The 23214-nt window shown below is 39.4% G+C and carries 26 protein-coding genes and 3 pseudogenes; 14 read left to right on the forward strand and 15 right to left on the reverse strand.

Annotation, left to right across the window (positions count from 1 at the left end; genetic code table 11):
• A pseudogene (locus D7Y06_RS27280) lies at nucleotides 1-240 on the forward strand (ATP-binding protein); the annotation flags it as partial.
• Nucleotides 241-291: 51 nt separating this feature from the next.
• Here D7Y06_RS27280 and D7Y06_RS18795 read toward each other — a convergent pair.
• Complete coding sequence (locus D7Y06_RS18795) at nucleotides 292-621, reverse strand: helix-turn-helix transcriptional regulator (RefSeq protein WP_120409258.1); 330 nt, start codon at nucleotides 619-621, stop codon at nucleotides 292-294.
• Nucleotides 622-641: 20 nt separating this feature from the next.
• A complete protein-coding gene (locus tag D7Y06_RS18800; protein WP_120409259.1) occupies nucleotides 642-980 on the reverse strand; it encodes an HTH domain-containing protein in 339 nt (112 codons plus the stop codon).
• Between the two features lie 421 nt (nucleotides 981-1401).
• Between D7Y06_RS18800 and D7Y06_RS18810 the strand changes: the two genes are divergently transcribed.
• Nucleotides 1402-1743 (forward strand): MobC family plasmid mobilization relaxosome protein, encoded by a 342-nt coding sequence (locus tag D7Y06_RS18810; RefSeq protein ID WP_004059407.1) that lies wholly within the window; start codon nucleotides 1402-1404, stop codon nucleotides 1741-1743.
• Nucleotides 1744-2092: 349 nt separating this feature from the next.
• On the opposite strand, the gene D7Y06_RS18815 is transcribed toward D7Y06_RS18810, so the two are convergent.
• The 11 genes and pseudogenes from D7Y06_RS18815 to D7Y06_RS18860 form a co-directional block, all read right to left on the reverse strand.
• Nucleotides 2093-3100: an ABC transporter permease gene (locus D7Y06_RS18815; protein ID WP_120409260.1), complete on the reverse strand. Its 1008-nt coding sequence runs from the start codon at nucleotides 3098-3100 to the stop codon at nucleotides 2093-2095.
• Nucleotides 3101-3102: 2 nt separating this feature from the next.
• Nucleotides 3103-4095 carry an ABC transporter permease gene (locus D7Y06_RS18820; protein ID WP_120409261.1) on the reverse strand — a complete coding sequence of 331 codons (993 nt, stop codon included), beginning with the start codon at nucleotides 4093-4095 and terminating at the stop codon, nucleotides 3103-3105.
• Nucleotides 4095-4943 carry an ABC transporter ATP-binding protein gene (locus D7Y06_RS18825; RefSeq protein ID WP_004059413.1) on the reverse strand — a complete coding sequence of 283 codons (849 nt, stop codon included), beginning with the start codon at nucleotides 4941-4943 and terminating at the stop codon, nucleotides 4095-4097. The genes D7Y06_RS18820 and D7Y06_RS18825 overlap by 1 nt, the downstream gene beginning before the upstream one ends.
• Nucleotides 4940-5095: a hypothetical protein gene (locus tag D7Y06_RS26605; protein ID WP_004059415.1), complete on the reverse strand. Its 156-nt coding sequence runs from the start codon at nucleotides 5093-5095 to the stop codon at nucleotides 4940-4942. The genes D7Y06_RS18825 and D7Y06_RS26605 overlap by 4 nt, the downstream gene beginning before the upstream one ends.
• A 217-nt stretch (nucleotides 5096-5312) precedes the next feature.
• Nucleotides 5313-6389, reverse strand: coding sequence for a HAMP domain-containing sensor histidine kinase (locus D7Y06_RS18830; RefSeq protein ID WP_120409262.1), 1077 nt, complete (start codon nucleotides 6387-6389; stop codon nucleotides 5313-5315).
• Complete coding sequence (locus tag D7Y06_RS18835) at nucleotides 6386-7054, reverse strand: response regulator transcription factor (RefSeq protein ID WP_120409278.1); 669 nt, start codon at nucleotides 7052-7054, stop codon at nucleotides 6386-6388. The genes D7Y06_RS18830 and D7Y06_RS18835 overlap by 4 nt, the downstream gene beginning before the upstream one ends.
• Nucleotides 7055-7233: 179 nt before the next feature.
• Nucleotides 7234-8976: a UvrD-helicase domain-containing protein gene (locus D7Y06_RS18840; protein ID WP_120409263.1), complete on the reverse strand. Its 1743-nt coding sequence runs from the start codon at nucleotides 8974-8976 to the stop codon at nucleotides 7234-7236.
• Nucleotides 8977-8988: 12 nt separating this feature from the next.
• Nucleotides 8989-10959 carry an ATP-dependent nuclease gene (locus tag D7Y06_RS18845; protein WP_120409264.1) on the reverse strand — a complete coding sequence of 657 codons (1971 nt, stop codon included), beginning with the start codon at nucleotides 10957-10959 and terminating at the stop codon, nucleotides 8989-8991.
• 46 nt (nucleotides 10960-11005) lie between these two features.
• A complete protein-coding gene (locus D7Y06_RS18850) occupies nucleotides 11006-11848 on the reverse strand; it encodes a nucleotidyl transferase AbiEii/AbiGii toxin family protein (RefSeq protein WP_199714771.1) in 843 nt (280 codons plus the stop codon).
• Nucleotides 11845-12438, reverse strand: a complete 594-nt coding sequence (locus tag D7Y06_RS18855; RefSeq protein WP_120409265.1) for a type IV toxin-antitoxin system AbiEi family antitoxin domain-containing protein — start codon at nucleotides 12436-12438, stop codon at nucleotides 11845-11847. The genes D7Y06_RS18850 and D7Y06_RS18855 overlap by 4 nt, the downstream gene beginning before the upstream one ends.
• Nucleotides 12439-12973: 535 nt before the next feature.
• Nucleotides 12974-13105 (reverse strand): annotated as a pseudogene (locus D7Y06_RS18860) (SAM-dependent methyltransferase); the annotation flags it as partial.
• A gap of 172 nt (nucleotides 13106-13277) precedes the next feature.
• On the opposite strand from D7Y06_RS18860, the gene D7Y06_RS18865 reads away from it, so the two are divergent.
• A complete protein-coding gene (locus D7Y06_RS18865; RefSeq protein WP_243119399.1) occupies nucleotides 13278-14030 on the forward strand; it encodes a hypothetical protein in 753 nt (250 codons plus the stop codon).
• A gap of 137 nt (nucleotides 14031-14167) precedes the next feature.
• Here the strand turns inward: D7Y06_RS18865 and D7Y06_RS28330 are convergent, their stop codons facing one another.
• Nucleotides 14168-14299, reverse strand: a complete 132-nt coding sequence (locus D7Y06_RS28330; RefSeq protein ID WP_120409266.1) for a helix-turn-helix domain-containing protein — start codon at nucleotides 14297-14299, stop codon at nucleotides 14168-14170.
• Nucleotides 14300-15148, reverse strand: a complete 849-nt coding sequence (locus D7Y06_RS18875; RefSeq protein ID WP_120409267.1) for a MerR family transcriptional regulator — start codon at nucleotides 15146-15148, stop codon at nucleotides 14300-14302.
• Between the two features lie 169 nt (nucleotides 15149-15317).
• Here D7Y06_RS18875 and D7Y06_RS18880 point away from each other — a divergent pair, with 169 nt between their 5' ends.
• The 11 genes and pseudogenes from D7Y06_RS18880 to D7Y06_RS18935 all read left to right on the forward strand — a co-directional run bounded on the left by D7Y06_RS18880 (nucleotide 15318) and on the right by D7Y06_RS18935 (nucleotide 23078).
• The gene (locus D7Y06_RS18880) at nucleotides 15318-15641 is read left to right on the forward strand and encodes a hypothetical protein (RefSeq protein ID WP_120409268.1); all 324 of its coding nucleotides are present in this window, start codon (nucleotides 15318-15320) and stop codon (nucleotides 15639-15641) included.
• Nucleotides 15625-15738, forward strand: a pseudogene (locus D7Y06_RS18885) (DUF2000 family protein); the annotation flags it as partial. The gene D7Y06_RS18880 and the pseudogene D7Y06_RS18885, both read left to right, overlap by 17 nt.
• Nucleotides 15739-15896: 158 nt before the next feature.
• Entirely contained in the window at nucleotides 15897-16793 is an 897-nt protein-coding gene (locus D7Y06_RS18890) for a GNAT family N-acetyltransferase (RefSeq protein WP_120409269.1), read from the forward strand.
• Complete coding sequence (locus tag D7Y06_RS18895) at nucleotides 16786-18132, forward strand: MATE family efflux transporter (RefSeq protein WP_120409270.1); 1347 nt, start codon at nucleotides 16786-16788, stop codon at nucleotides 18130-18132. The genes D7Y06_RS18890 and D7Y06_RS18895 overlap by 8 nt, the downstream gene beginning before the upstream one ends.
• Before the next feature lie 267 nt (nucleotides 18133-18399).
• Entirely contained in the window at nucleotides 18400-18537 is a 138-nt protein-coding gene (locus D7Y06_RS27285) for a hypothetical protein (protein ID WP_243119400.1), read from the forward strand.
• A 239-nt stretch (nucleotides 18538-18776) separates the two neighbouring features.
• Nucleotides 18777-19772, forward strand: a complete 996-nt coding sequence (locus tag D7Y06_RS18905) for a hypothetical protein (protein WP_120409271.1) — start codon at nucleotides 18777-18779, stop codon at nucleotides 19770-19772.
• Nucleotides 19772-20377 (forward strand): hypothetical protein, encoded by a 606-nt coding sequence (locus tag D7Y06_RS18910; protein ID WP_120409272.1) that lies wholly within the window; start codon nucleotides 19772-19774, stop codon nucleotides 20375-20377. The genes D7Y06_RS18905 and D7Y06_RS18910 overlap by 1 nt, the downstream gene beginning before the upstream one ends.
• Before the next feature lie 54 nt (nucleotides 20378-20431).
• Complete coding sequence (locus D7Y06_RS18915; protein WP_158591430.1) at nucleotides 20432-20692, forward strand: hypothetical protein; 261 nt, start codon at nucleotides 20432-20434, stop codon at nucleotides 20690-20692.
• Nucleotides 20693-21107: 415 nt separating this feature from the next.
• Nucleotides 21108-21587, forward strand: coding sequence for a helix-turn-helix domain-containing protein (locus tag D7Y06_RS18925; protein ID WP_120409275.1), 480 nt, complete (start codon nucleotides 21108-21110; stop codon nucleotides 21585-21587).
• Nucleotides 21588-21607: 20 nt separating this feature from the next.
• The gene (locus tag D7Y06_RS18930; protein WP_256387237.1) at nucleotides 21608-22405 is read left to right on the forward strand and encodes an aldo/keto reductase; all 798 of its coding nucleotides are present in this window, start codon (nucleotides 21608-21610) and stop codon (nucleotides 22403-22405) included.
• Nucleotides 22406-22628: 223 nt separating this feature from the next.
• Complete coding sequence (locus tag D7Y06_RS18935) at nucleotides 22629-23078, forward strand: GNAT family N-acetyltransferase (protein WP_120409277.1); 450 nt, start codon at nucleotides 22629-22631, stop codon at nucleotides 23076-23078.
• Nucleotides 23079-23214 lie beyond the last annotated feature (136 nt).

Here is a 23214-nt window from a genome sequence, read left to right on the forward strand (position 1 = left end):
TTTTCCAATCCTGCCATGCGTCACTGGACTTTTGAAAATGACAACGGGAAATGCCCGCAGATAGGGAAAGCGCACTCTTATGTGGAAAAGTGGGAAACGGTACGGGCTGAAAACCTCGGCTACCTGCTGTGGGGGAATGTCGGATCGGGGAAAAGCTATTTTGCAGGCTGCATTGCCAACGCCCTCATGGAGAAGGAAATACCCGTCTGCATGACGAACTTTGCGACAATTTTGAACAACACAGTGGGATTTATGTATTCAGTTTTGATTGTCAGTTTTTATGTATCTGCCCTAAATTTTCAGCTTGTCCGCACCGTATTTGTGAATGATGCGAAAAAGGATTTCTTTCTCTTTCCCCTCTGCTTTATCATATAAGCCGCATAAGGTTTTCTGTTCCGTCAGCGTGAGTGTGTTGGTATAGGGCTTGTAATTTTCTGTGATGAAAACCCCGCCGCCTTCGCCCGGCTTTGTGTAGACAGGGTAATCAAAAGACAGTGCGATAACGTCATTCATTATCGTGCGCCTTAAAACATCCAGTTCCCATGCAAGCTCCCTCATTGTCGTATGCCCTCTGGCGGATAAAATGCTGATGATTTCCATTCTCCGGTGTGCAGTGTCCATGCCACGCCTCCCGTCATTTTCTATGTAAAACTTCCGCAGTACGGTCCAAATTCATGTATGATTGACAGGACAATCTTCCTGTCATCTGAACCACAGGTCACAGCAACTTTTTCCAAACATTCCAGCTGTTCCTGCGTGAGCGTGTTCTGGTGCTGCCCCACACCGTCCGCAAGGAGATAGCCTCCGTCATATCCCTGCTTTGTGATAACGGGGAGTTCCTCGCCTATGATGTCAAAATCCCTGCGTATGGCTTTCCTGCCGACACCGTACATCTTCATCATTTCCGATGTGGTCAGCTTTTTCCCCGACAGCAGCATACGCTCTATATCACGCCGCCGCTGGAATGCGTTGTCCTTCATGTTTCACCTCCTTCCGCTGTTTGATTCCCTGTGGGTATTATAGAAAAAGTAATGTTCCCCCTATGGCTACCTTCCTCAAAAAAGTTTGGTTATTTTTTCAAAAACGGGAAAAGTTATACCGACTTTTTTGAACAAATCCTGTATTTATCAGCGTTACCGAAAAAGTCGGTATAACGTCATAGCAAGCACTGCCTGTGTTCCCTCACAGGCTGATTTTTCCAATTTTCCAAAGGACGGAAACTTGAAAAAAATGCTTGTAGGGGGAAGTTTCCCCCTAGCCCCCTCTGCGCTCAAAAATCCATGAAATGCCCTGCCGGAATTTCTCATTTTTTCACTCATTTTTCTGCACGAATATCCCCCTCAACGGGATAGAAGATAGTGTAAAATTCTTTCATAATCCCATTACAGAAAGGACGTAAAAATGGCAAACAGAGAACGCAAAAACGAGTTAAAAATATATCTAAGTGACGATGAGCAATACATACTGGAGCAGAAAGTCAAAGTCTCCGGCATGAGGGATAAATCCTCTTTCCTGCGGCATCAGATTCTGTATGGCTACGTCTATGACATTGATTATTCAGAGCTTCGGGAATACAATGCTGCGCTTGCTAAAATCGGCAACAATCTGAACCAGATAGCGAAACGCATGAACGCCACAGGAAACGTCTATGCCGCCGATGTAAAGGAAGTCAAAGAGCTGATGAAACAAGTATGGGATACACAAAAATCCATGCTCTCAAAACAGCCGTACATGAAGCAGTAAAGTGAAACGGAATCCCTGCTGAAGAACAGGGCAATGTCAGGCAATTTTCTTTCACGATTCTATAAGCGTGAAAACACTATAAAATCTAAAATCAGACAAATTTCGCACCATTAAAAAAGGTGTACCGCAGTGAAGTTTCTTCCTCCCTTGCGGTACACCTTGATGTGTAAAACACTCTGTAATTTTTTTACTTTTCCTATTCTATGGTTCAACATTTTAAGCTTTCTTTTATGCATATTTTGCATTCCCCTTTAGTTCATTTTGAAAAAATCTGCTGCTCCAATTAAAAAACGGCAGTTTCTATTTTCTCAAAGCTGCCGTTTATAAGGTGCATGAAAAACTCTTCTCTTTATACATTCTTTTTTCGCCGTTTAGAGATTAACAAATAAAGCAGAAACCAAACAATGCAATGCGCCATAAGAATAAGCATATCTTTTGCAATAATCGGATCAGTACTGTTTGCTAAATTCATAACCCCCTCAAAAGTTGCATTGGACGGCACAAAATAGCAAAGTATTAAAACCAAACCATTTGCCCCCAGCAGATAGGATAATAATGGTACTGCCATAAATACAATCATTACTACCTTGACATAAACCACACCTACCATAAGATTTTCGGAAAATTTACCGATAAACAACCCAATCAATGCAGCTACAAAAGCTGACAGAATAATCAGTAACAGCATAAGAAATGTACTCTGCAAGGAAAGCTGAAAGCAGATACAGGCTGTCATAACGGCGGACAGGCATCCAAAGACAAAACCAATAAAAATTTTTTGGATGACATATTGGCTGTATGTCATAGGCAATATTTGATTAACCAAATCGACACAGTTTTCTTTTTCAGATATCATATTCATAGCGTTAAAAGTACACCCCATGAACATAGCAACAATTAGCGTCATTGCTATAAAAATATTTTGCATTCCTGCCAATACATCATGACGCTCTAAAATACTGACATTTATCTGCTCTGCGTTTTCCCGCTCCGCATACAATGCTGGAAGCGTGTCAGCCACTTGGCGGTATATGTCCAGCTCATCGCCAGCTACCATTGTTTTGATGCCATTGCCATCGGTTTCTACTCCAATCAAGTCTGTAGAAGGTTCATTGATTGAAGCAGTTAATTCTTCCAGCGTTTTGTATATGGTTACTGAACCATATCGTTCCAGCCACGATATTGTTTCGGCAGACAAATTGTTTTCTAATGCTCCAAAATGAAGTTCACCCAGTGAGGAAAGGTCAATCGTCCCAACAAAACGCAAAACAACAGCAACTATAATTGGCAGAAGAAAAGACATGATACAAAATTTGTCTTTCCAGACACTTTTGAGCTGATAAATCAATCCCCGCATAATCAGCCCTCCTTTCCCATTTCTTTACGGAATGCAGTTTGAACAACCACAAACAGGGCAGCAATTCCACAAGCGGTACAAATATAATAAACAGGGCTTGTGACAGGTGTTCCAAAATAGGCATTTTTAAGTCCCATATAAACCTGATAGAAAGGGTGCCAGCCTATCCATGCCATTTTTATGGAAGTATTTGCTGACAAAAATATGGGCGTTGCCACAAAAAGAGCAATTACCAAATAGGCAAGCGAAAACTGCTTGAAGTCATTTAACAGCATAGTGCATCCAAATCCCGTAAGCGCCATAATCAGTGATAAAATTGCGGTCTGCACCAATACGGCAGGCAAAATGCGGATTGTACCGGAAAAACCTACATTGAACAATGTTAATAGCACTGCAAAAACTAAATCAGACAGCAGGAAAACAGCTAGTTTTGACAGAACAAATAAGCTCCTTTTAAGCGGTAGGACTGCATGGACACGGATAACCCCCATCTGCTTTTCTTTGAACAGCACTGAAGCAATCCCCAAAAATCCAACGGCAACGATTTCGATAAACAATAATTCGCAGGACATTTCTTTCCTCTGTTTTTGCTCTGTTGTATTTGTCCCTACTATCTGCGCAGCGTACTCATCACCGGAACGAAGAAGCGATAACGCATAGTCAGCCCTGTGATTATCAACCTTTTCGCTTCCGAAATACAAAATAATGTTTGGCGTACCGGAACTGGCGTCTATTCCGACACCGTTTGTATCAGCCAAAAGAGCGTCATCCAGTTCTTCTAACGATGCCACCGGACGAATCAGTTCTGACACTTCCTGCTGTGTCCCCTGCGGGTCATAGAGGTATACATTGTATAATTGCATATCCATAAAATTGATGTAGCCAAAGTTAATAAACAATGTATAAATAAGCAGTGAGCCAAAAGCAACAAAGATGAATTTTCCGGCTATCATCATCTGACAGTCTTTTTTGAACAGGGAGTAGAAATTTTTCATCAGGACAACCCCCTTCCTGTATACTGGATAAACATATCCTCTAAGGTTGGTTCTTCTGAATGAATGCTGATGATTTCATCATGCGGGAATGGAATGCCTGCTTCCAATTCCGGGATTTCGATAGTCTTTTCCTCCCGTCTGCCCTGATACAGATAGGTGGTCACGATACGGTGGCTGCTATTTTGCTCCTTCAGCCTTTTCGGAGTGTCAAGCGCAACAATATTTCCATTTGTAATGAAAGCTACCCTGTCACACAGCAGATCCGCATCCAGCATATTGTGAGTGGTTAAAAATATCGTTGTCCCTTTCCTGCGTTCTTCTTCTATAATCTTGCGGAACAAGACCGCACCCGTCGGATCAAGACCGCTGGTTGGTTCGTCTAAAAATAACAGTTTCGGATTGTTGATAAGCGCCCTTGCCATGCTTACACGCTGCCGCATACCTTTTGAGTAGGAAGAAACAGGCTTTTTCAGGAAATCGGTCTTAAACTCCAATTCTTCCAAAACTTCCCCAATATCCCGCAACTGTTCTGCCGGATAGAACGAAGAAAAATATTTGAGATTGTCAATAGCACTCAAATTTGCATATAAATAGGGAAATTCAAATAAAACACCTATCTTTTGAAAAAAATCCTGCGTGTGCGCTGTAGCAATATCCTGCCCAAAAAGTGAAACTTTGCCGCCATTCCCCTTCAAAATTCCAGTGAGAATTTTCTGTGTTGTTGACTTGCCGGAACCATTCGGTCCTAAAAATCCAAAAATTTCACCATCCCCTACCGTAAAATTTAAGCCATGAAGGGCTTGCTTATCCTTTCCGTAAGAAAAAGTCAGATTTTTAACTTCAATCATTCATCATCCCCCCATTTTCCCCTCTGGCTGTTTTTCTTTTCCTGCTGGCGTTTGCCCCACCATTTCATAAATTTGATTTTAAAAGGAATGGAGATAACCAATATTATTGCAATTACCAACCACCAATACAATTCCAAACCTAATAATGTCATATATGTTCCTCCTTTTTTCGGGCTTTTCGCCCTTTCGTATTATGACTTTAAGAAAATGAGGTGAAGTTGGTGTGAGATTGATGTGAAATTGGTGTGAAAAAGACAAAAAGATTTTCTAAGGCATCAAAATACGCTGCCTAAGAAAATCTATTTTTTGTCTCAAAATGGTTCTGCTCTCTTTATAGAAAACAGAACCACCAAAAATAAGAATGTTATCTTATTTAACTGTGGGTATGGAAAAATAGAATTGTACGCCATCCGCAAGATTTTTTACGCCATAACTTAATTCCTGCATAGATAAAATTTGTGCAACAATCGCAAGCCCCAATCCGGAGCCACTGTACCTTGAGCGGTTATCCCGATAAAATTTTGTCCAAATCTTTTTCAGCTTTTCATTTGGAATCGTTTCGCCCTGATTATATACAGAAAAATGTAATAGCCCATTTTCGTCTGAAAGGCATAACTTTAATATGCCATCCGGTTTTACATTCTTTTTTGCATTGATAATAAGATTATTTAAGACCTGCTCCATCCGGATCTTATCTGTACAAACATAAACTTTATAATCAGGAAGCTCATACTGCAATTCAAAATTAGCATCCGGCGTGTCGATCAGCAGCCGCCCGGCGACTGTTTCTAAAAGTTCGACAAAATCAAAGCGTTCGGAGGTAAGCTGCACAGCCCCGGTTTCCAATGCAGATAAATCCAGTAAAGCAGTAATCAGATGATTCATCCGCTCTGTTTCCGATATGATTATTTCTGCATATTTTTGTTTTTTCAGTTCATCATCTTCGTCCTGATAGCCCTCCGCATAGGCTCTGATAATCCCTAAAGGCGTTTTCATTTCATGGGATAAACTGTCTACCAGTTCTTTACGCTCTGATAACAACAGACGTTCCAGTTCAACATCTTTTTCAAGCTGCTTATTTGCTGCTTCCAATTTTATAAGAGTTTTTTGCAGATTTTCAGCCATAACGTTAAGACTTGTGGAAAGCCGCCCAAATTCATCATTTGTCATGATGTCACATGACGAAGAAAAATCTAAATCAGCCATCCGTTTTGCTGCTTTTTCCAATTTAGCAATAGGTTTTGAGATAAAGCAGCTCATTAGAAAATCAACGCCAAAAATCAACAGCACCACAAAAACAGTCCAAATAGAAAGTGAAATGTCTGAGGAAAACGGTAGTTTGGTTGAAAGAATATATGAAATAACAAGGATAGTGCCTATCACTTTAGACATTAAAAGTATTTTCTTCCGTATTAAGTGAATACTTAAATTATCGCTGTTTTTCATACTATCACCTCTAATTTATATCCGGAACGGATAAGCGTTACAATATGCTTCCCTTCACTTCCCAGCTTTTGCCGCAGTGTTTTGATATGGGTATCTACCGTACGGGTAGTTCCCTCAAAATCGTAGCCCCAAATTCTATTCAGCAACTGTTCACGGGTAAAAATCTGTCCGGGATTCATCATAAAAAAATAAAGCAATTCGTATTCTTTGTGAGTAAGGGTAATTTCCTGCCCATCTAAAAACACTTTACGTGAGGACGGCATAACAGAAATTTTTCCAATACTCAATATATCTAACGGTTCAGAGGAAGAACGGCGGAGCAGGGCATTCACTTTAGCCAACAGGACTTTAGGGCTGAACGGTTTTGTTGTGTAATCATCCGCACCATATTCATAACCCTTTAGCTTGTCACTTTCTTCACTTTTGGCTGTCAGCATGATAATAGGCATATTACTCATTTCCCGTGCCATTTTACAGACAGTGAAGCCGTCAATGTGGGGCATCATGATATCCAATATCATTAAATCCATAGGATTATTTTTCAATATCATTAAGGCATCTATACCGTCATTCGCAGTAAAGCAAGTATGCCCGCTCTTTTTCATATATTCGCCAATAATATCCTGCATATTCTTTTCATCTTCAACAATCAAAATGTTCGCCATAAAATCATTCCTCTCGGTTACTGCTATGTTTACATCTTTTCTCTGCATCTTTTGTTATCAGTCATAAACTGCTGACCTTTACCATGTGGGTATGCAATTTTCTTGATATAACCTGATAACCATATCCATGTAACTAACCAGCAAATTACTTTCCAATTTTATTACTTCCAACAAACAACTCATTTGTTCTTCCAATCTTGGCTAATATATTGTTCATAGGTCAGAATATTACTGTTACCCACAAGCCCGATTAAAAAATCACGAAATATATCATCCACTGGTACTGAAACGAAAAAGAACAATCTTTTTTTAGGGCGAGAACAACACACATAAAAAAGATTACGATTTCTTACATAAGATGTCTCCTTATCTGAATCATAACCATTCTTTATCATGGGTGCATAAGTTTCAAATTGATACTGATTCCATCCCTTACTTATTACAAAAACCACATTATCATATTCTTCGCCTTTAACACCATGCTCTGTTGAGAACTCTGCCTCAGGATATAAAAAATTAATTGCCGATATAAATTGTTCATATTCTAAATCCAAAAAATCTTTTATAGTTGTGTTAGAATAGCACACATCTGGTGCAGAAAAATACATGTTATAATACGCAAAAATATTCTGGGGAACTGGAATAAGTTCCGATTCTATTACCACTTTCAACACATCAATAGTTTTTTGAACACGAGCATGCATGAGTTGCTCATAAAGTTTCTTCCACCCTACCTTTTCACATTTTTTCGTTATAGGATATCTTTTGACTTTAAGTGTATCAAATAGCAACTGCATATCTGATGATTCAAGAGCCTTATATATCGGTTCGAGTATTTCCATAAAAAATTGCAAAAAGATATCTTCTTTATCCCGTAAGCCATTCGCTAATATATCCAGCAGTTTTTCATACCCCTGCTGGGATGCCAGTACCTTATGTGTAATCATCAAAATCTTTAAGCTTTCTTTGTCAGATATATGATTCTTTTTAATATGCTCCGTTAAATTCGTAAGCCGATGCTTTAATTCTTCTGCTGGAAGATCTCCCTTAAAATTCCTATCCATTCGACGCTGACCGGCATAATCATCACATGTGATAACCAATACTTCACCTTCAAAATCATCAATGGCTGAAAGTTGTGGCAATTCTGGTCGTATATCATTTAATAAATCTACTATCTTTGATGCTGACCTAAAATTTGATACTTTTTTAATTTCTATGATATTCTTATGTTCTATTAATCCGCAGGCTTTATTAGATTGGTATATAGTCTGCCACGCATCCCCAAAAAAGCCAAACTGGGATCCAACCCCTTTATCAATAAAATATTCTATAAACTTGTCCATAATAGACCTAAATGAATCTTGGTATTCATCTATTAAAATCAACGGAAACCTATCACTAAACATTCGACGAAACTTAACATTATCAAGCAATATCGAAAACAGAGTTATGACATCATCATGGAAAAGATATAATATTCCGTTTTCCTGATATCTATGTCCTAAAGTATATTGTACTTGTGTAATCGCAGAGGAATCTCCCTCTCGTGGCTGTAAATTTTCATTTTCTTTAATGATCTTAAGTAAAAAACTCTGATATTGCTTAATTGCACTCCATGCAAAAGAATGTATAGTAGAAGGCAATATAAAGGAATCGCTTGCAAGACGTTCAGCAATTACATCTACTGCCGCATTCGTATATGTAATGCACACAACATTTTGGTTTTTACGGCGATATTCATTCCATTTATTATCTTGAATCCACTCAATAACTTTATTTAGAGAATATGTTTTTCCAGAACCTGCACCTGCTTCAACACGAAAATTCTTCCCTTGTTGAAGTATATCAATGATTTGTGCATCAATTTTATCTGCTTCTTCTTTAGCTATTTGGTAATTTGTTCTTTCAACTACTTCCATCGCAAATCCCCCCTATACTAAAACATTCTGTTCATTAAGCCATACCAATCCGTCCTTAATATATTTTGGAATTATATAATTTGGATTGGCACACACCAAATTTAGTGCAAAATCCGTTTTACTCTTATCCGTAAATTCCAAATCCTCTTCTGTAATAGAGCCTTTTAACCCATAATGATTTCGATTAACATTCTTAACGGCTTCTTCTAATGACCTGCCACATAAACCCTGTTCTTTTACCTGAAATTCTATATGACATTTACCAATTGTTTTTTGCGCATCTGTCAGTGCAATTATTTCAGCCAAATCTATCGTACTCGTACCATTTTCCGGCAACCCTTTTACTTTTCGCATCCACCATTTCAATGTTGCATTCGAAGTTGTTTTTCCCTTACTTACGATTGCTTTTGTTCTCCCATCTTCCATTGAATCTATATCTGTTAATATTAAACATGGAATCCCCAAAAAATTTACAAATGGGATAAATTTATTTGCATAAGCTCCACCAATTTCAATAAGTGCATAGTATTGTGATGGCAATTTATATTTTTTCGCATTAAACAGACCATCTCTATCGCATTTTTCAATCATGTCTGGAAGAAGTAGTCTCTCTGATGCCCCTTCCACAAAAATTACCTTGTCAGCAAAAAACAAATCACATCTGCTAAGCGTAAGATATTTGTTTATAAAATCCATATTTCCTTCATTATCTTTGGCAAATGTATTCAGGTTTTTGTAAATAACTCCTTTTATGGTTTTTTGTGCATATCGAATTTTAGAAAACTCAATGTTATTTGCAATATGCGCCGAATGAGATGTTAGAAACGTCTGAATATGAACATCAGAAATCTCTCTTAAAAATTTCTCCAGATAACCTGCAAATGTATGCTGCATTTGTGGATGCATGTGCGACTCTGGCTCCTCAATGAATAACAGCGGAATACATGCAAGATTTCCTAGTTTAATCTTCTCTGCAAAATCTGCTAACATAAATTCAATTTTTATAAGATTCTTGTATCCCAAACCATTATGAGAACTTGGAAGCGATTCTCCCATTTCCACAGATGTATATGTAAGTTCTGTTTTGTCCTTAATTTGATCATCAATCTGTAGCCGAGTATTCACTCCCAGTTGAAGTTCTTCCGCATTTGGATACCCAAATCCAACAGCTCTATTTACAATTGTTCCTAAAAGCTCACTGCTTTGCCTTTGAAGTTTAATATTTGCATCTTCTACCGTCTTTCGAAGTATTTTTACCTCTTCTGATACTTTTGGATCTAAATTCTCAATATCAGCACTAAAATAACCAGAAATTAATGTTCCTAATGAATTAATGTTATGGTCTCCATTTTCACCTAGCATTCTTTCTGCTGGTATTGAATAAAACGGAAATAAATCAACTAATTCCTTTTGTGTTTTTAATTGATTGTCATTCTCATTTTTAGGATTAATTGCATATATATTCAGTCCGAATATCTTTGCAAAATTAGCAATAGACACATCACGAACATCTTCTGGTTTACATACAAATTTATTGTTTTCAAAAAAACATGTTTCAAACATAATTCTTAACGAATCTTCACTTATTTTAATGCTATATTCCGCGTGAATAATTGCCATAGTACTATCTACATCTACATCAATAATAAACGGAGAAAGTGCTCCTAAATTCATATTGGGATCATCTAATGAATAATCAACATAAAAATCAATAGCTGTTAGTGGAAATATTTTACACAGATTTTCAAATGATATTTTATTACGCATAAATTGAGCCAATAGAATATACGCATATTTACGCTTTTTTAACGGATAATCATCATATGATAACGCCCTGTTTTTCAAGACCTTATCTATCAGTTCAGCACAAGAGGTTTTTGCTGTATTATTACGTCCCACAATCAAAGTAATACTATCATCTACTTTCAACTCCGCATCTATAAGAAGCCGATAATTTTTAATTTTTATATTTGATAATCGCATCTTTTTTCCTCCGTTTCTGTTTTCCACTTTGGCTTTCGTACCAGCCTTAAATACCCATAAGTAAATCCATCAACTCCACAGTCGCATCACACGTTTCCTCAAATACAATATCTGTTGCATATTCAAAATCTTTTTGATAGTTTTTCCACTGTCTCTGCATAATCTCACTACTCTTAACAATATTCATAATTTTACGATAATCCCTAACTACTGCTGACGAGCTGCGTTTTTTTGTTGTTGCTTTCAACGCCGCCTTTAACGAGTTAGGTTCTATATTTGAATATTGCAACTTAGCCAATATGTATATATCGTAGTAATCTCTTGGTCTTGTATTTTGATCTCCTCTGGATATTACCGTTTCCAATTTTTCTGCCAGTATTGTTTCTAAATTGTAAGCAAACACCGAAATGCTTCTGTCCTCCAAAAGAAGTTTGAATTGGTATTCGATTTCTTGCGGAGTTATCTTATCGCCCGTAGTAATATCTAGCTTCAAAGGAACTGCCATTGGCGGATAATTTGCAGATAGTGAAACACGATACCCTGTATATTCATCTCCTTCACGAATTTCTCCAATACTCCGAAAGCTAAATGTTACATCATCAGCTAATTCTATTTTGCAGATTTCCTCAAACATTTCCCGGATAGTCTGCTCATTTACTGATAAACCTTTTATCGTGGCATCCATATTCATAGTTGCCCTGGTATCAAGCCCCACCATTGCGGCAATCAAAAATCCGCCTTTCAAGATAAAATTCTGTCGATATTTTGAAACAGATATCCGTTCCAACAACCTCTCCAGCATAAAATTCTGCATTACAAGCTGAGCCGATATATGTTTTTCTTTTGCGATATTTTTAATAACTGCCTTTAACTGCATTGCATTCTTCATAACAGCACCTCCAGATACGATCTAAGTTTTGTCTCAACCTTTAACACTTTTGCATACTCTGACAAAACAGGAATGTTCTTATTAGAACTTGTTACATAATGTTTAAACGCTTCCGTCACAATCTGAATATCCACATGGCTATGAGACCTTAAAATGTCACAAAGCGTGCGTTCTACTCTATAGGCTCTTACTGTATTTCCTCCCGGTGTCATCACCTCTGCTATTCCCAAATCATATAATGCTTTCTTACACTGCACACATCGGATATTTTCTCCCTTTGGCCTTGACAAATTATAATTTGCAGGAAAAGTCATATAATATCTGTTCGGTGTTCTATCTGTTAAATCCCATAGAAACAATGCCGTTTCATGGGAATAAATTCCTCTTTTAAATCGATTTTGCAGATTGAATACCTCATCCTCCCAGACCTCCGGCAAAATATAAACACCTCTGGCAGATTTCTCAATCATGCCTTTATCAACAAGATATTTGATATTTCCACGAGAGAAACCTGCTGCAACCACCATAGCAGTAGTAACAGTCCCATTATTCTCTTTCGCCATACTAATAATCGCTTCAGTTGCTCTCATTAAAATCCTCTTCTCTATATTGACTTTTGTGCTTATTATTATACGTATATATGGCATAAAAGTCAATTTATATATCTGATTAGTCAAATTGGGCAGACAATGTCTGCCCAATTCGCATTATAATTCAATATATTTAACTTTCTACAAGATTTCCAAATTAATTCCTTTTTGCTATCTTTGTCTTATCAAGGCTCTTTCAAAAATGGTGTAGTAGTGGTGCAGTAAACGCCTTGCCATATCGTAGAGTCATTGATTTTACAGGCTTTTCCAGAACATTTCAAGATACTGCCGTGGCAGACGAATAAAATTTTTATCATATCTTTAAAACTCCTTGTATTTACTGTATTTCCTTGATTTATCAGCTCTTCCTACGCCTTGCTTTAGCCTTTCGTCCGTGGCATATTGTAGTCTTAAATTGGCATATCTTTGACATACAAAAAGAGTCCCGTCACGATATATTGTAGTATATCATAGACGAAGCCCTTTTTCTATCTTAAAAAAGCAGCATTTGAATCTGGAATGCCAAAAAGCGTCCATACTCAGACAGATTGATGTTTCCGTGACAAAACCCCTGGTCAAGAAGGCATCCGTCAGATATGACATATGCGGCAAAAATAATTCCACCTTGTTTTGTTACACGGATTGCTTTGCTCAATGCCTGCCTTTTATGCAGTTGTAAAATTCTAAAAACGTGTTATAATTTTAGTAAACAAAGGAGTATTACCATGAAAACAAAGATACAGTGGCATCCGGCGTTTGCGGCTGCCATGGATTTAGAACTTATCCAAAACAGGAACGACTTAATATATGAAAAATAATACAACCTGAATACCAAGCCGTTGGAAATAGACCTGCTTGTAATCAAGAAAAACCGCTCTGTCCATATTTCCAATGAAATAGGATATCTTTTTAAAGGGCATAATATTGTGGAGTATAAATCCCCGGAAGACCACCTGGACATTGACACATTTTATAAATCCATAGCATATGCAAGCTTATACAAATCCTATGGAAAAACGGTAGATGAAATAAAGGCAGATGATATTACAGTATCCCTTATCCGTGAGACAAAACCGGAAGGGCTGTTTCGGTATTTTATAGAACATGGATTTTCTGTGGTAAACCCTTATCCGGGAATCTATTATATAGAAGGCCAAATCATGTTTCCGGCGCAGGTTATTGCCACCGGGGAACTGGATAAGAAAAACCATAAATGGCTTGGCGCTTTATCCGGGCAGTTGCAAAGAGGCAATATCCTGGAACTGTTAGACAGCAGAAACAGCATGATACACAAATCAGACCTGGAACTGGCAGATTCTATTTTGGAAGTGTGCATTGGAGCCAACCGACAGGTTATTGATGAATTAATGGAGGATGATAGCATGTATGAAGTATTAATGGAGATTATGGAGCCTAAGATTAAATTGAGAGAAGAGCAACTCCGAAAAGAAATTCAAGAAGAAGTTCGCAAAGAAGATTTGCAAAAAACCATTAATGCTCTCAGAGCTTTTGGGCATAAAAATTCTGAGATAAAATCAAGTATTATTAAAGAATACAAATTATCTGAAAATGAAGCGGATGAATACCTGTAAGAACCTTTTTTGGCATTTGTTCTTATATAACAGATAAAGGTGTAAAATCTAGCCACCTCCTGAGACAAGATTTTACACCTTGTTATTGCACAAAACCATTTACCCAGGCATCATCTTCCCGGACGAAATGTAATCTATCAACGCAGCCTTGGGAATTTCCAATTCCGCCAAATCTTAAACGCCTGTATTTTTTGTTCTGTCAAAAGCCGATACGCCCAGTTCTTCCCAATGTTCAAAATATCACAAACATTTTCAATATCAAAAATTATTTATTCTTTCCCATAAAAGGCTTCAATCGCCTGTGCGAAAAAATCCGAAGCCCCATCTCCGTACTTTTCATCCGTCATCGGCATGATTTTTTCATTGCGGTAATATTGCGCCTGCGCCAACATGAATCCCTTTTCCTCTTTTACCTGCGAGAGTTGTTTCATAACAAAGCCGTATTCCCCGACTATCTCTTTTACTTCAAAAGAATCCACGGCACAATCCCGTTTAGCAATTAATTTTTGCAGAATTGCTTCAATCCGTTTGTTATAGCTTTCTGCAACCTCTTTGCTGATGGGGTTCTGGGCAGCAGATAAAAATTTGTCTTTCCCGCCATACCATTCAACTACCTTTGCATATCCTCTCTGCATTTTTTCAGAAGATACGACTTCCATGTAATGCTTTTTCCATTGTTCAATGCTCCCGAATTCTTTTATTGCGATGTTTCTCATGTTCTCTGGCATATGCTCCACCATAGTCTCAAACATTTCCTCAATTTCTGTTTTAGTGAAAATTGCAAAATCCATTTTGTTTTCTCCTTTCAGGATGTCATCAATGCTGGCAATCAGGCGTTCCATGCGCTCTTTTTTTGCTGTCAGCATTTTTCTCTGCATTTGTAAAATCTGGTTCCTGTCAAGAGCCGGGTTCGCCATAATGGCTTTGATTTCCTTCAAAGGAATATCAAACTCACGGAAGAACAACACTTGCTGTAATGTTTCCAGTGCTTTATCGTCATAAAGCCGGTATCCCGCTTCACTTTTGCCAGTCGGCTTTAATAACCCGATTTCATCATAATAGTGGAGCGTGCGCACGCTGATACCTGTTAAATTTGATACTTCTTTTACTGTCCTCATAGCTATCGGCCTCCTGTTCTTGATATATCCACTTTAACCCATGACGTTCCGTGAGGGTCAATAGGTAATTTCAAATATTTTTGAATATACCACATTTCAAGAATGGTGGGAAGAATTACTTCGGCATATAAGGATTTACCGCCAGGCAGGACGAAGCGGAGATAAGGAAATGCTGTTGCTTGGAATTTGTCCATGCAACGACAATAGCTTTGATTCAATTATTAAGGCGTATAAACTGGAATTAAGTCCTCTTGAAAGAATAAGTATCAATTACAACGCTGAATTTTTTGTTGCATATCAATTACATGTAACGTATTTTCTTTTATCATCAATTCATAAGAAAAAGGAATCGCATATTTCCCGGGGAAGGACTGCTGAAGCAATATGGGTGGTTGGGTTTTCGCAGGTCCTATCTCTACTGCTGTTATCAAAAAAATCAGGAGGAGAAATCCTCCAAAGAACAGGAGGACTGAAAGATGGATTTACAGAATGAAAAATGTGTCATGGTGATTGATGAGAACCTGCCGCTTGGCATCATAACGAACACGGCGGCTATTATGGGCATTACGCTGAGGAAGCAGATGCCGGAGTTTTCGGATTTATAGAGTGGGATGTTAAATATTGGTAAATCTTTGTTTTGCGGCCTTTAAATTATAAAAACCGCAAGATACATGAAAAACGGAAGAAAGCTCTCTGCTATAATTACAGTATTCTGGTCGGAATACTGGTGAGAAAGGAGGAAGCTGCAATGTCAGGAAATATCAAAAATGTTATAGCGGTAATCGATTATATCGAAAGCCACCTACATGAAAAGTTGGATCTGGAAACTATCGCGGAGGCACTGCATTACTCAAAGTACCATCTGCATCGGATGTTTACGGCCACGGTTGGCTTAACGATCCAGACCTATGCACAGCGCCGCAGGCTGACCGAGGCCGCAAAGCTGCTTGTTTTTTCCGATAAACCGATCCTCGAAATTGCGCTCACTGCCGGATATGAAAGCCAGCAGTCTTTTACGGACAGTTTCAGGGCAATGTATAAAAAGGCTCCCAATCAATACAGGGAGGAAGAAGAATTTTACCCATTGCAGCTAAGGTACATTTTGAATGAGAATCCTGCAAATTTAGAAGGGGAAAGCGGCTGGCAGCAGAAAATTGCCTATGCAACAGAGTCGGATATCCCGGCATGGATGGAACTGGTACATCTTGTGATCGACGGTTTCCCACATCTGGATGAGGGGCAGTATCTTGAACGGCTGAAAGAGTACATCAGAAACAGGCGGGCATTGATCCTGAAAGACACTGATACTGCCGTCGGGATCATGGCATTTCATGAAATGACAGGGAGCATTGATTTTCTGGGCGTGCATCCGCAATACCGGAAAAAGGGAATAGCAAAAGCATTCTGTGAAAAAGCGCTGCGCGAACCGGTTTACTCTGAAGCAATCACCGTCACGACTTTCAGGGAGGGTGACAAGGCTGATACCGGACACCGGAATACAATCAAAAGCCTTGGCTTTGCCGAGGCGGAACTGCTGGTCGAGTTTGGCTACCCGACACAGCGTTTTATACTACAGAAACCAAAAGCTGGTTCCTGTAATCAAGTATTACAGAAAGAAGAAACGGAGGGCACGGAGCATGAATGAAACACCGGCAGAAGGAAATCCGCTTTCACAGGACTTTAATATAAAGTCGCTGCTGAAATTCGCGCTTCCAACAATCACAATGATGCTGCTCATGGGGCTGTATACGATTGTCGATACAATTTTTGTGGCACGGTTTGCAGGCACTAATGCGCTGTCGGCGCTCAATATCGTATGTCCGGTGATCAATTTGATTGTAGGGCTTGGAACCATGCTTGCCACAGGGGGGAGTGCCATTGTCGCCAGAAAGATGGGGGCAGGGGAGACTGTGAGGGCATCACAGGATTTCACACTGATTATCGGTGCGGGTGCTTTGTTTGGAGTGATCATTACGGTTATGGGGACTGCATTCATAGACGATATGATTCGGGGGCTTGGTGCAAGCGGGATTCTATTTCCGTATTGTAAGGAATATCTGTCCATCCTGCTCCTTTTCACGCCCGCAAGTATGCTGCAGGTTCTTTTTCAAAACCTGATTGTAACGGCGGGACGCCCCGGATTTGGAATGGCGCTTGGGATAAGCGCGGGAGCGGCCAATATCTTGTTTGATTATATTTTTATGGTTCCTCTGCAGATGGGAATCAAAGGGGCGGCATTAGGAACGGGAATCGGATACCTGGTACCCACAGTGGCGGGTATCCTGTTTTTCAGGTTGGGAAATGGCAGCCTGCATTTCAGGAGGCCTGTTATGGATATTTCCGTTTTGGCAGGGAGTTTTGCAAACGGTTTTTCAGAAATGGTAAGCCAGGGAGCCGCTGCGGTGACCACCTTTCTTTTTAACAGGACCATGATGAATCTGCTCGGTGAGGATGGTGTGGCAGCCATTACGATCATCATTTATACACAGTTCCTGCTGACTGCGCTTTACATAGGTTTTTCGATGGGAGTAGCGCCTGTGCTCAGCTATAATTATGGAAAACAGGACAATGACCGGTTAAAAAAGATATTTTCTGTTTGTATGCGGTTTATTATCCTGGTCTCTATTGTTGTTTTTGGAATGGCTATTGCCTTTGGCTCCCCGCTGGTCAGCCTTTTTTCGGAAAAGGGGACGCACGTTTATGAGATTGCACGAAGAGGTTTTTTGATATTCCCATTCAGTTTTCTTTTTTGTGGGATGAATATTTTTACTTCCGCTACATTCACTGCGCTGTCAAATGGGAAGCTGTCAGCGGTATTATCCTTTCTGCGGACATTTGGACTGATATTTGTGCTGCTGCAGATACTGCCGGAATTTATGGGAGTGACGGGGGTATGGCTGGCAGTACCGATTGCGGAGCTGCTTACAATGGTGGTGGCTTTGGCTTTTCTTTATCAGAATAAAGACAGGTACCATTATGCGTGATTGCAGGAGAAGTGTATTTCATTACTGGATAAGGGAACAAACATAAAGAGACAAGACCATATAGAAATTCTGCAAGTACAGCTATATGAATTCGGGTACAACCTCTATGCAGGGCGTTCCGACAACGGTATCTGTATCAGGAGCTTTCCTGAAGAAATGCATGGACGACCCGGAAAAAGCAAAATATTTGGAAAAAATCTGTCGGCCAATCCTGATAGCGTTAAATCACTTTGTAATTCTGTAAAAATGGCTCCGGGAAGCCCAGTAGTGACATATGCTGCTTATAAGATTGACGATAATGGTAATATTTCCATGATGAGTGGCAGCACAAATGACTCCGACGGGAAGATAGCCAGGGAGAATGCGGAACGGAGGGCAGAAAGAAAAGAGCAGATGGATAAATAACCTTTACACCTTATTCCCCGGAGGCACATAAGACTTTGCCTCTGGGGAATGTTCAGATTTATTGCAATTATTAATATCGTATTTTCAGGAGATAATGTCATGGCAAAAAAAGTATAGTCACTTGGTGCAGTTGTGGTTTGAAATACAGGTGCGCCTGCCGATAAGCTTTATGACACAGGATTTATTTATACAGCAAACAGACTGCCCCGATTATATTAAAGAAAAGGAGAGTGCAGATTATGAATATTGATTACAGTCAGTTTTACAGAGGAACAACAAATATCCCATCGTATGGGAGCGGTGGGTATAAGAAGGACACCCTTGTAAAATATACATTCAACACTACGGATGAGCATGGTAACAAGGTCATGGATAAAATGTCGAGGGAGGAAACCTTGCAGGCGATGAAGGACATCCGTTCACAGTATGGGGACAGCGTTATCGTGGAGTTTTCGGGAGACGGCATGGCGGCTCTTGCAGAAGGCAGGAAGGGCAGCATGGTGCCGGAAGACAGGGAAGCAATGGAGGCAAGAAATGCGGCATTCCAAAAGGATATCGTGCAGATTGATAAATCCCTGAATGACCTTCCGGCATATTCGGGGATGTACGGGGCAGACAAGGCGGTTACGTCTGCACTGGAAAACTGCAGCAAAGAGGAGCAGGGGTTTGTGTATGACATTATTCGGCAGAATTTCCTTGTCGGGAACAGCGGCTCCATGACGGATGATGAGCGGCAGGCGAACATATCGCTTGGCATGAAGAAAGCGGAATATGCGGCACAGAATTTTATCCCGGAGGACAGCAGGGATGCGTTTCTGGAAGCAATGGAATCCATAGCAAAGCTGGCAAGCGCGGGAAAGGCAGATGGCAGCGGCAATATAGACTATGGTGTGGCACAGGGCAGGTATTTAGGGCATGGGAGCAATCTCGTCCAGACCACAAATGTGCTTGACATGATGCGGACAATGGATAAGGACGCATACGCAGAGTACCAGAAGATGGGGAAAAACAATGACGGAGGACTTAGTTCGTTGAAATACCTTACAAACTGGTATGCAGGAGCAGTAAAGAAGAATTCTTCAATGGTTGATAATTACGAAAAGCAGTCAGATGAATATGTGGGGAAGAATGTAAAAAATCGGAAACTGGATAAGACTTTTGCAGGCTTAAATACGGGAAGCAAGGCTGCTTTCTTTGAAAGCCTGACTGTGCATTTACAGGAGGGGGTGAAATAATGCAGGTTAATTCGTCCAATGTCTCATTGCAGAACAGATACTTTTCAGGGACAGGAAGCATAGGTGGTATCCATTTGCCCGATTTTAATGATAAATATGTTTTCTCCAAAAAGAAAAGCGGCGTCAGTGATGAGGAGTACCGGAGGCAGATTAGGGAACAGGCTTATAAGGATTTTGCAAAAGGGCAGTTCCAGAACAAATCCGAAGGTTTTAACAGGCTGATGAAAAGCTATACATCGGAAGTGTCCCCGGACAGAAAGGGAATCATCACTTCCGGCCTGAAAGCAGTTTCCAGAAACAGGCAGACTGTGTTAAAACCCATAGATTTTGTGGCGACGCTGCTGGAAGGGAAAGTGAAATATCAGAAACCGCCATCAGGAAACAGCGATTACATAGAGTTTTACGATAAGAACGGGGAAATGGTGGCGACTTATTCCAATAATGGGTGGACGATGTATACCACCAATGCGGAGGCTTCCAGACAGACGGAAATGTGCATGATCTATAACGAGGCATGGGGAAATGCCAAGAGGGGCATCCCGCTGGCAGATGATGATGCGGTTAATGCTAAGAATCCGCAAAATAGCTTTGACGCTAAGGCATAGAAGGCATTCCCACGGTTTTCCGGAAGATCGGTGAATCGGGGAGAAAATATATAGGTGGGGAATGATAGGATGACAGTTTTAGATGTGCTTTCCTGGCTGCCTGCAAAGGAAATCAGCATAGAGGAATTGGAGCAGATATTTATTAAGCATCTCAATGGCACTTATGAAGGGGAATACAAGGTGTTGTTGAAAATACCGGATAATGCGGATAAGAATATTCTCAGTAGTAGCGCAGAGCTTAGAGGGGAAGGGAGGGCTGTTGCCTGCATTTTGAAAGATGGAAATGTAATTGCTGTTGTAGGCTATAAGGAATAGGCTGATTTTATTAAAGACATATTTTCACAGTCTTGACCGCCCGGAATTTGGGGTTGCGAGGTGGGGGATTACATTGATACCGCCTGAGTCATTGCCCGGTTTTCAGGATATTGTCTTATCTGACAAACGAATCAAAGAGGATGTTCATCTGAGGGAATTGGCAGATAAAATACAGGATGCGATCAGTAGGAACAAATTTATGATACATTTTGGAATGTATTCAGCAATACAAGACGCAGAAATGACAGCACCATCAACCGCAGCATTAAGATAAGTGTAATTGAAAAAATTATAGTTAAAGTTTACAAAAATCCCGTAAATTCCATGGTTTGTTGTGTAAATGTAAAGCCAGATTGATAGAGTGCAAATGCGGTTTTTGATATGATTGAGTTACAAAATCAAAGGAGGAACACACATGGAATTTTCAGAAAAACTTATAACGTTACGCAAAGGCAGAGATTTGACGCAAGAACAATTAGCCGAGCAGTTAAATGTTTCAAGACAGTCTATCTCAAAATGGGAAAGCGGGCAAGTTATACCCGAAGTAGAAAAGATTGTTGAATTAAGCAAGGCATTTAATGTAACACTGGATTATTTGTTGAAACCGTCAGAAATAGATGAATTATCAGTTAAGACAGATATGCTGGAACAGCAACAAAAGCAAATGTTAAACAGAGAGAAAACACGTATAAAAAATTTTAAAAACATTTTATATTCAGTTGCAGTTTATTTAGTATTCTTTGCTGCATTTTTTGTCGGGAAATATTTCTATTTCTCTTTAGAATGGGAAGTATGGGGAAAACCTGTAATCTTTGCAGAGCTTTTAATTGCAACTGCAATCGTTATAGTTATTTGGGCAAAGAGTTTTACCAAAGGAACACATGAGTCCGAATAGAGAATGGCAGTGCGGACAGGATTGACCAGAAACAGTTGCAGAAGATGGTAGACCTGTTTTTGGAGAAAGGGTTTACTTATTTTGATACCAGTTATGTATACCATAGTGAGAATGCGATTCGTGAGGCGCTTTTAATGAGATATGACCGTGACAGCTACACACTGGCATCGAAACTTCCGGCATTTATCATTCAGCAGGAGAAACAGGTAGAAACCATTTTTGAAGAACAGAGGAATAAATGCGGCGTTCAGTTTTTTGATTATTATCTTTACAATCTGAACAAAATTTTATACAATGGTGTTGACGGAAAAGGCGGTACGATGAAACGGTTCCATATGTTTGAGCGTATGCAGAATTGGAAAGCGGCGGGTAAAATCCATCATATCGGATTTTCGTTCCATGATGATGCCGAAACTTTGGACGAGATATTGACAGACCACCCGGAAGTAGAGTTTGCCCAGATTGCGTTTAATTATTATGATTATGAATCGCCGTTTCTCCAGGCAAAGAAATGTTATGATGTAATCCAAAAACATCGGTGTCAGATGGTGGTGATGGAGCCGGTCAAGGGCGGTATGCGGGCATCTGTTCCTGAAAAAACAGGTGCGGAGATGAAAAAGATGCATCCGGAACTGTCAGAGGCTTCATGGGCGATACGTTTTGCGGCGGATTTGAATTATATAAAAGGGCAGCTGGCAAAGAACCACTATACTGTAGGGGATAAACTTCCGGAAGAAAAAGTAATCCTTGCTGATGGAACTGACGTTACAGAACAGGTTGTAAAAGCTGAAAAATGGCTGATTGAACATGAGTTTTAGATAGCCGAAAACAGGATAATGGCAAAGGGTATTTCCCTTAAAAATCATCTAATTACAATCGGGATTTGTAATGATACAATTACACGTTTGTGTTTATTATAGATATCCTAAACCGAAAGGAGATGTTCATTATGAATAGAAACTATCATCTTATGACGATTGAAACATTAAATTTGGAGGGATATTACATGCTATAATCCCTCCACAACAAACAGGAGGAATTATGAGTAATATTGAATTAGTGAGAATTGATGAGAATAATTATATACAGGCATTTAACTTAAAATTAGCTAAGAAGCAAGAGCAATTTGTTTCAAATCCAATTAGGAGTTTAGCACAAGCATATGTATATTATAATCAATGCATTCCTTTTGGAATATTCAATGATAATACAATGGTTGGTTATGTGATGGTGATATATGATTATGACCTCGCAGAGTATAATATTTGGCATATGATGATTGATATTGCATATCAGCATCAGGGATTTGGAGAACTTGCTTTAAGAAAATGTCTGGATTATATTGCATCCAAACCATTTGGTCAATCTAACAAAGTAGCTTTAATGTGCAATAAAGATAACTCCATTGCACTGCAGCTATATTATAAATTTGGTTTTAGGAAAACTGGAAATGATGATGAGGATGAAATTGAACTTACTCTGTTGCTATAAATAAAGCTTGATAAATTTAAGTTTGCAGGGAAAAAGAAAACCGGGATGCGACAGATATCAGATAGGGTAGTGTAAATAAGTTTGTGTTTTTGGAAATAAATGGCTCCTTTTTGGTAAGAATTAGGATATGCAAATT

It is taken from the genome of Roseburia sp. 1XD42-69, from assembly GCF_003612565.1.
GTDB lineage: Bacteria > Bacillota > Clostridia > Lachnospirales > Lachnospiraceae > Roseburia_B.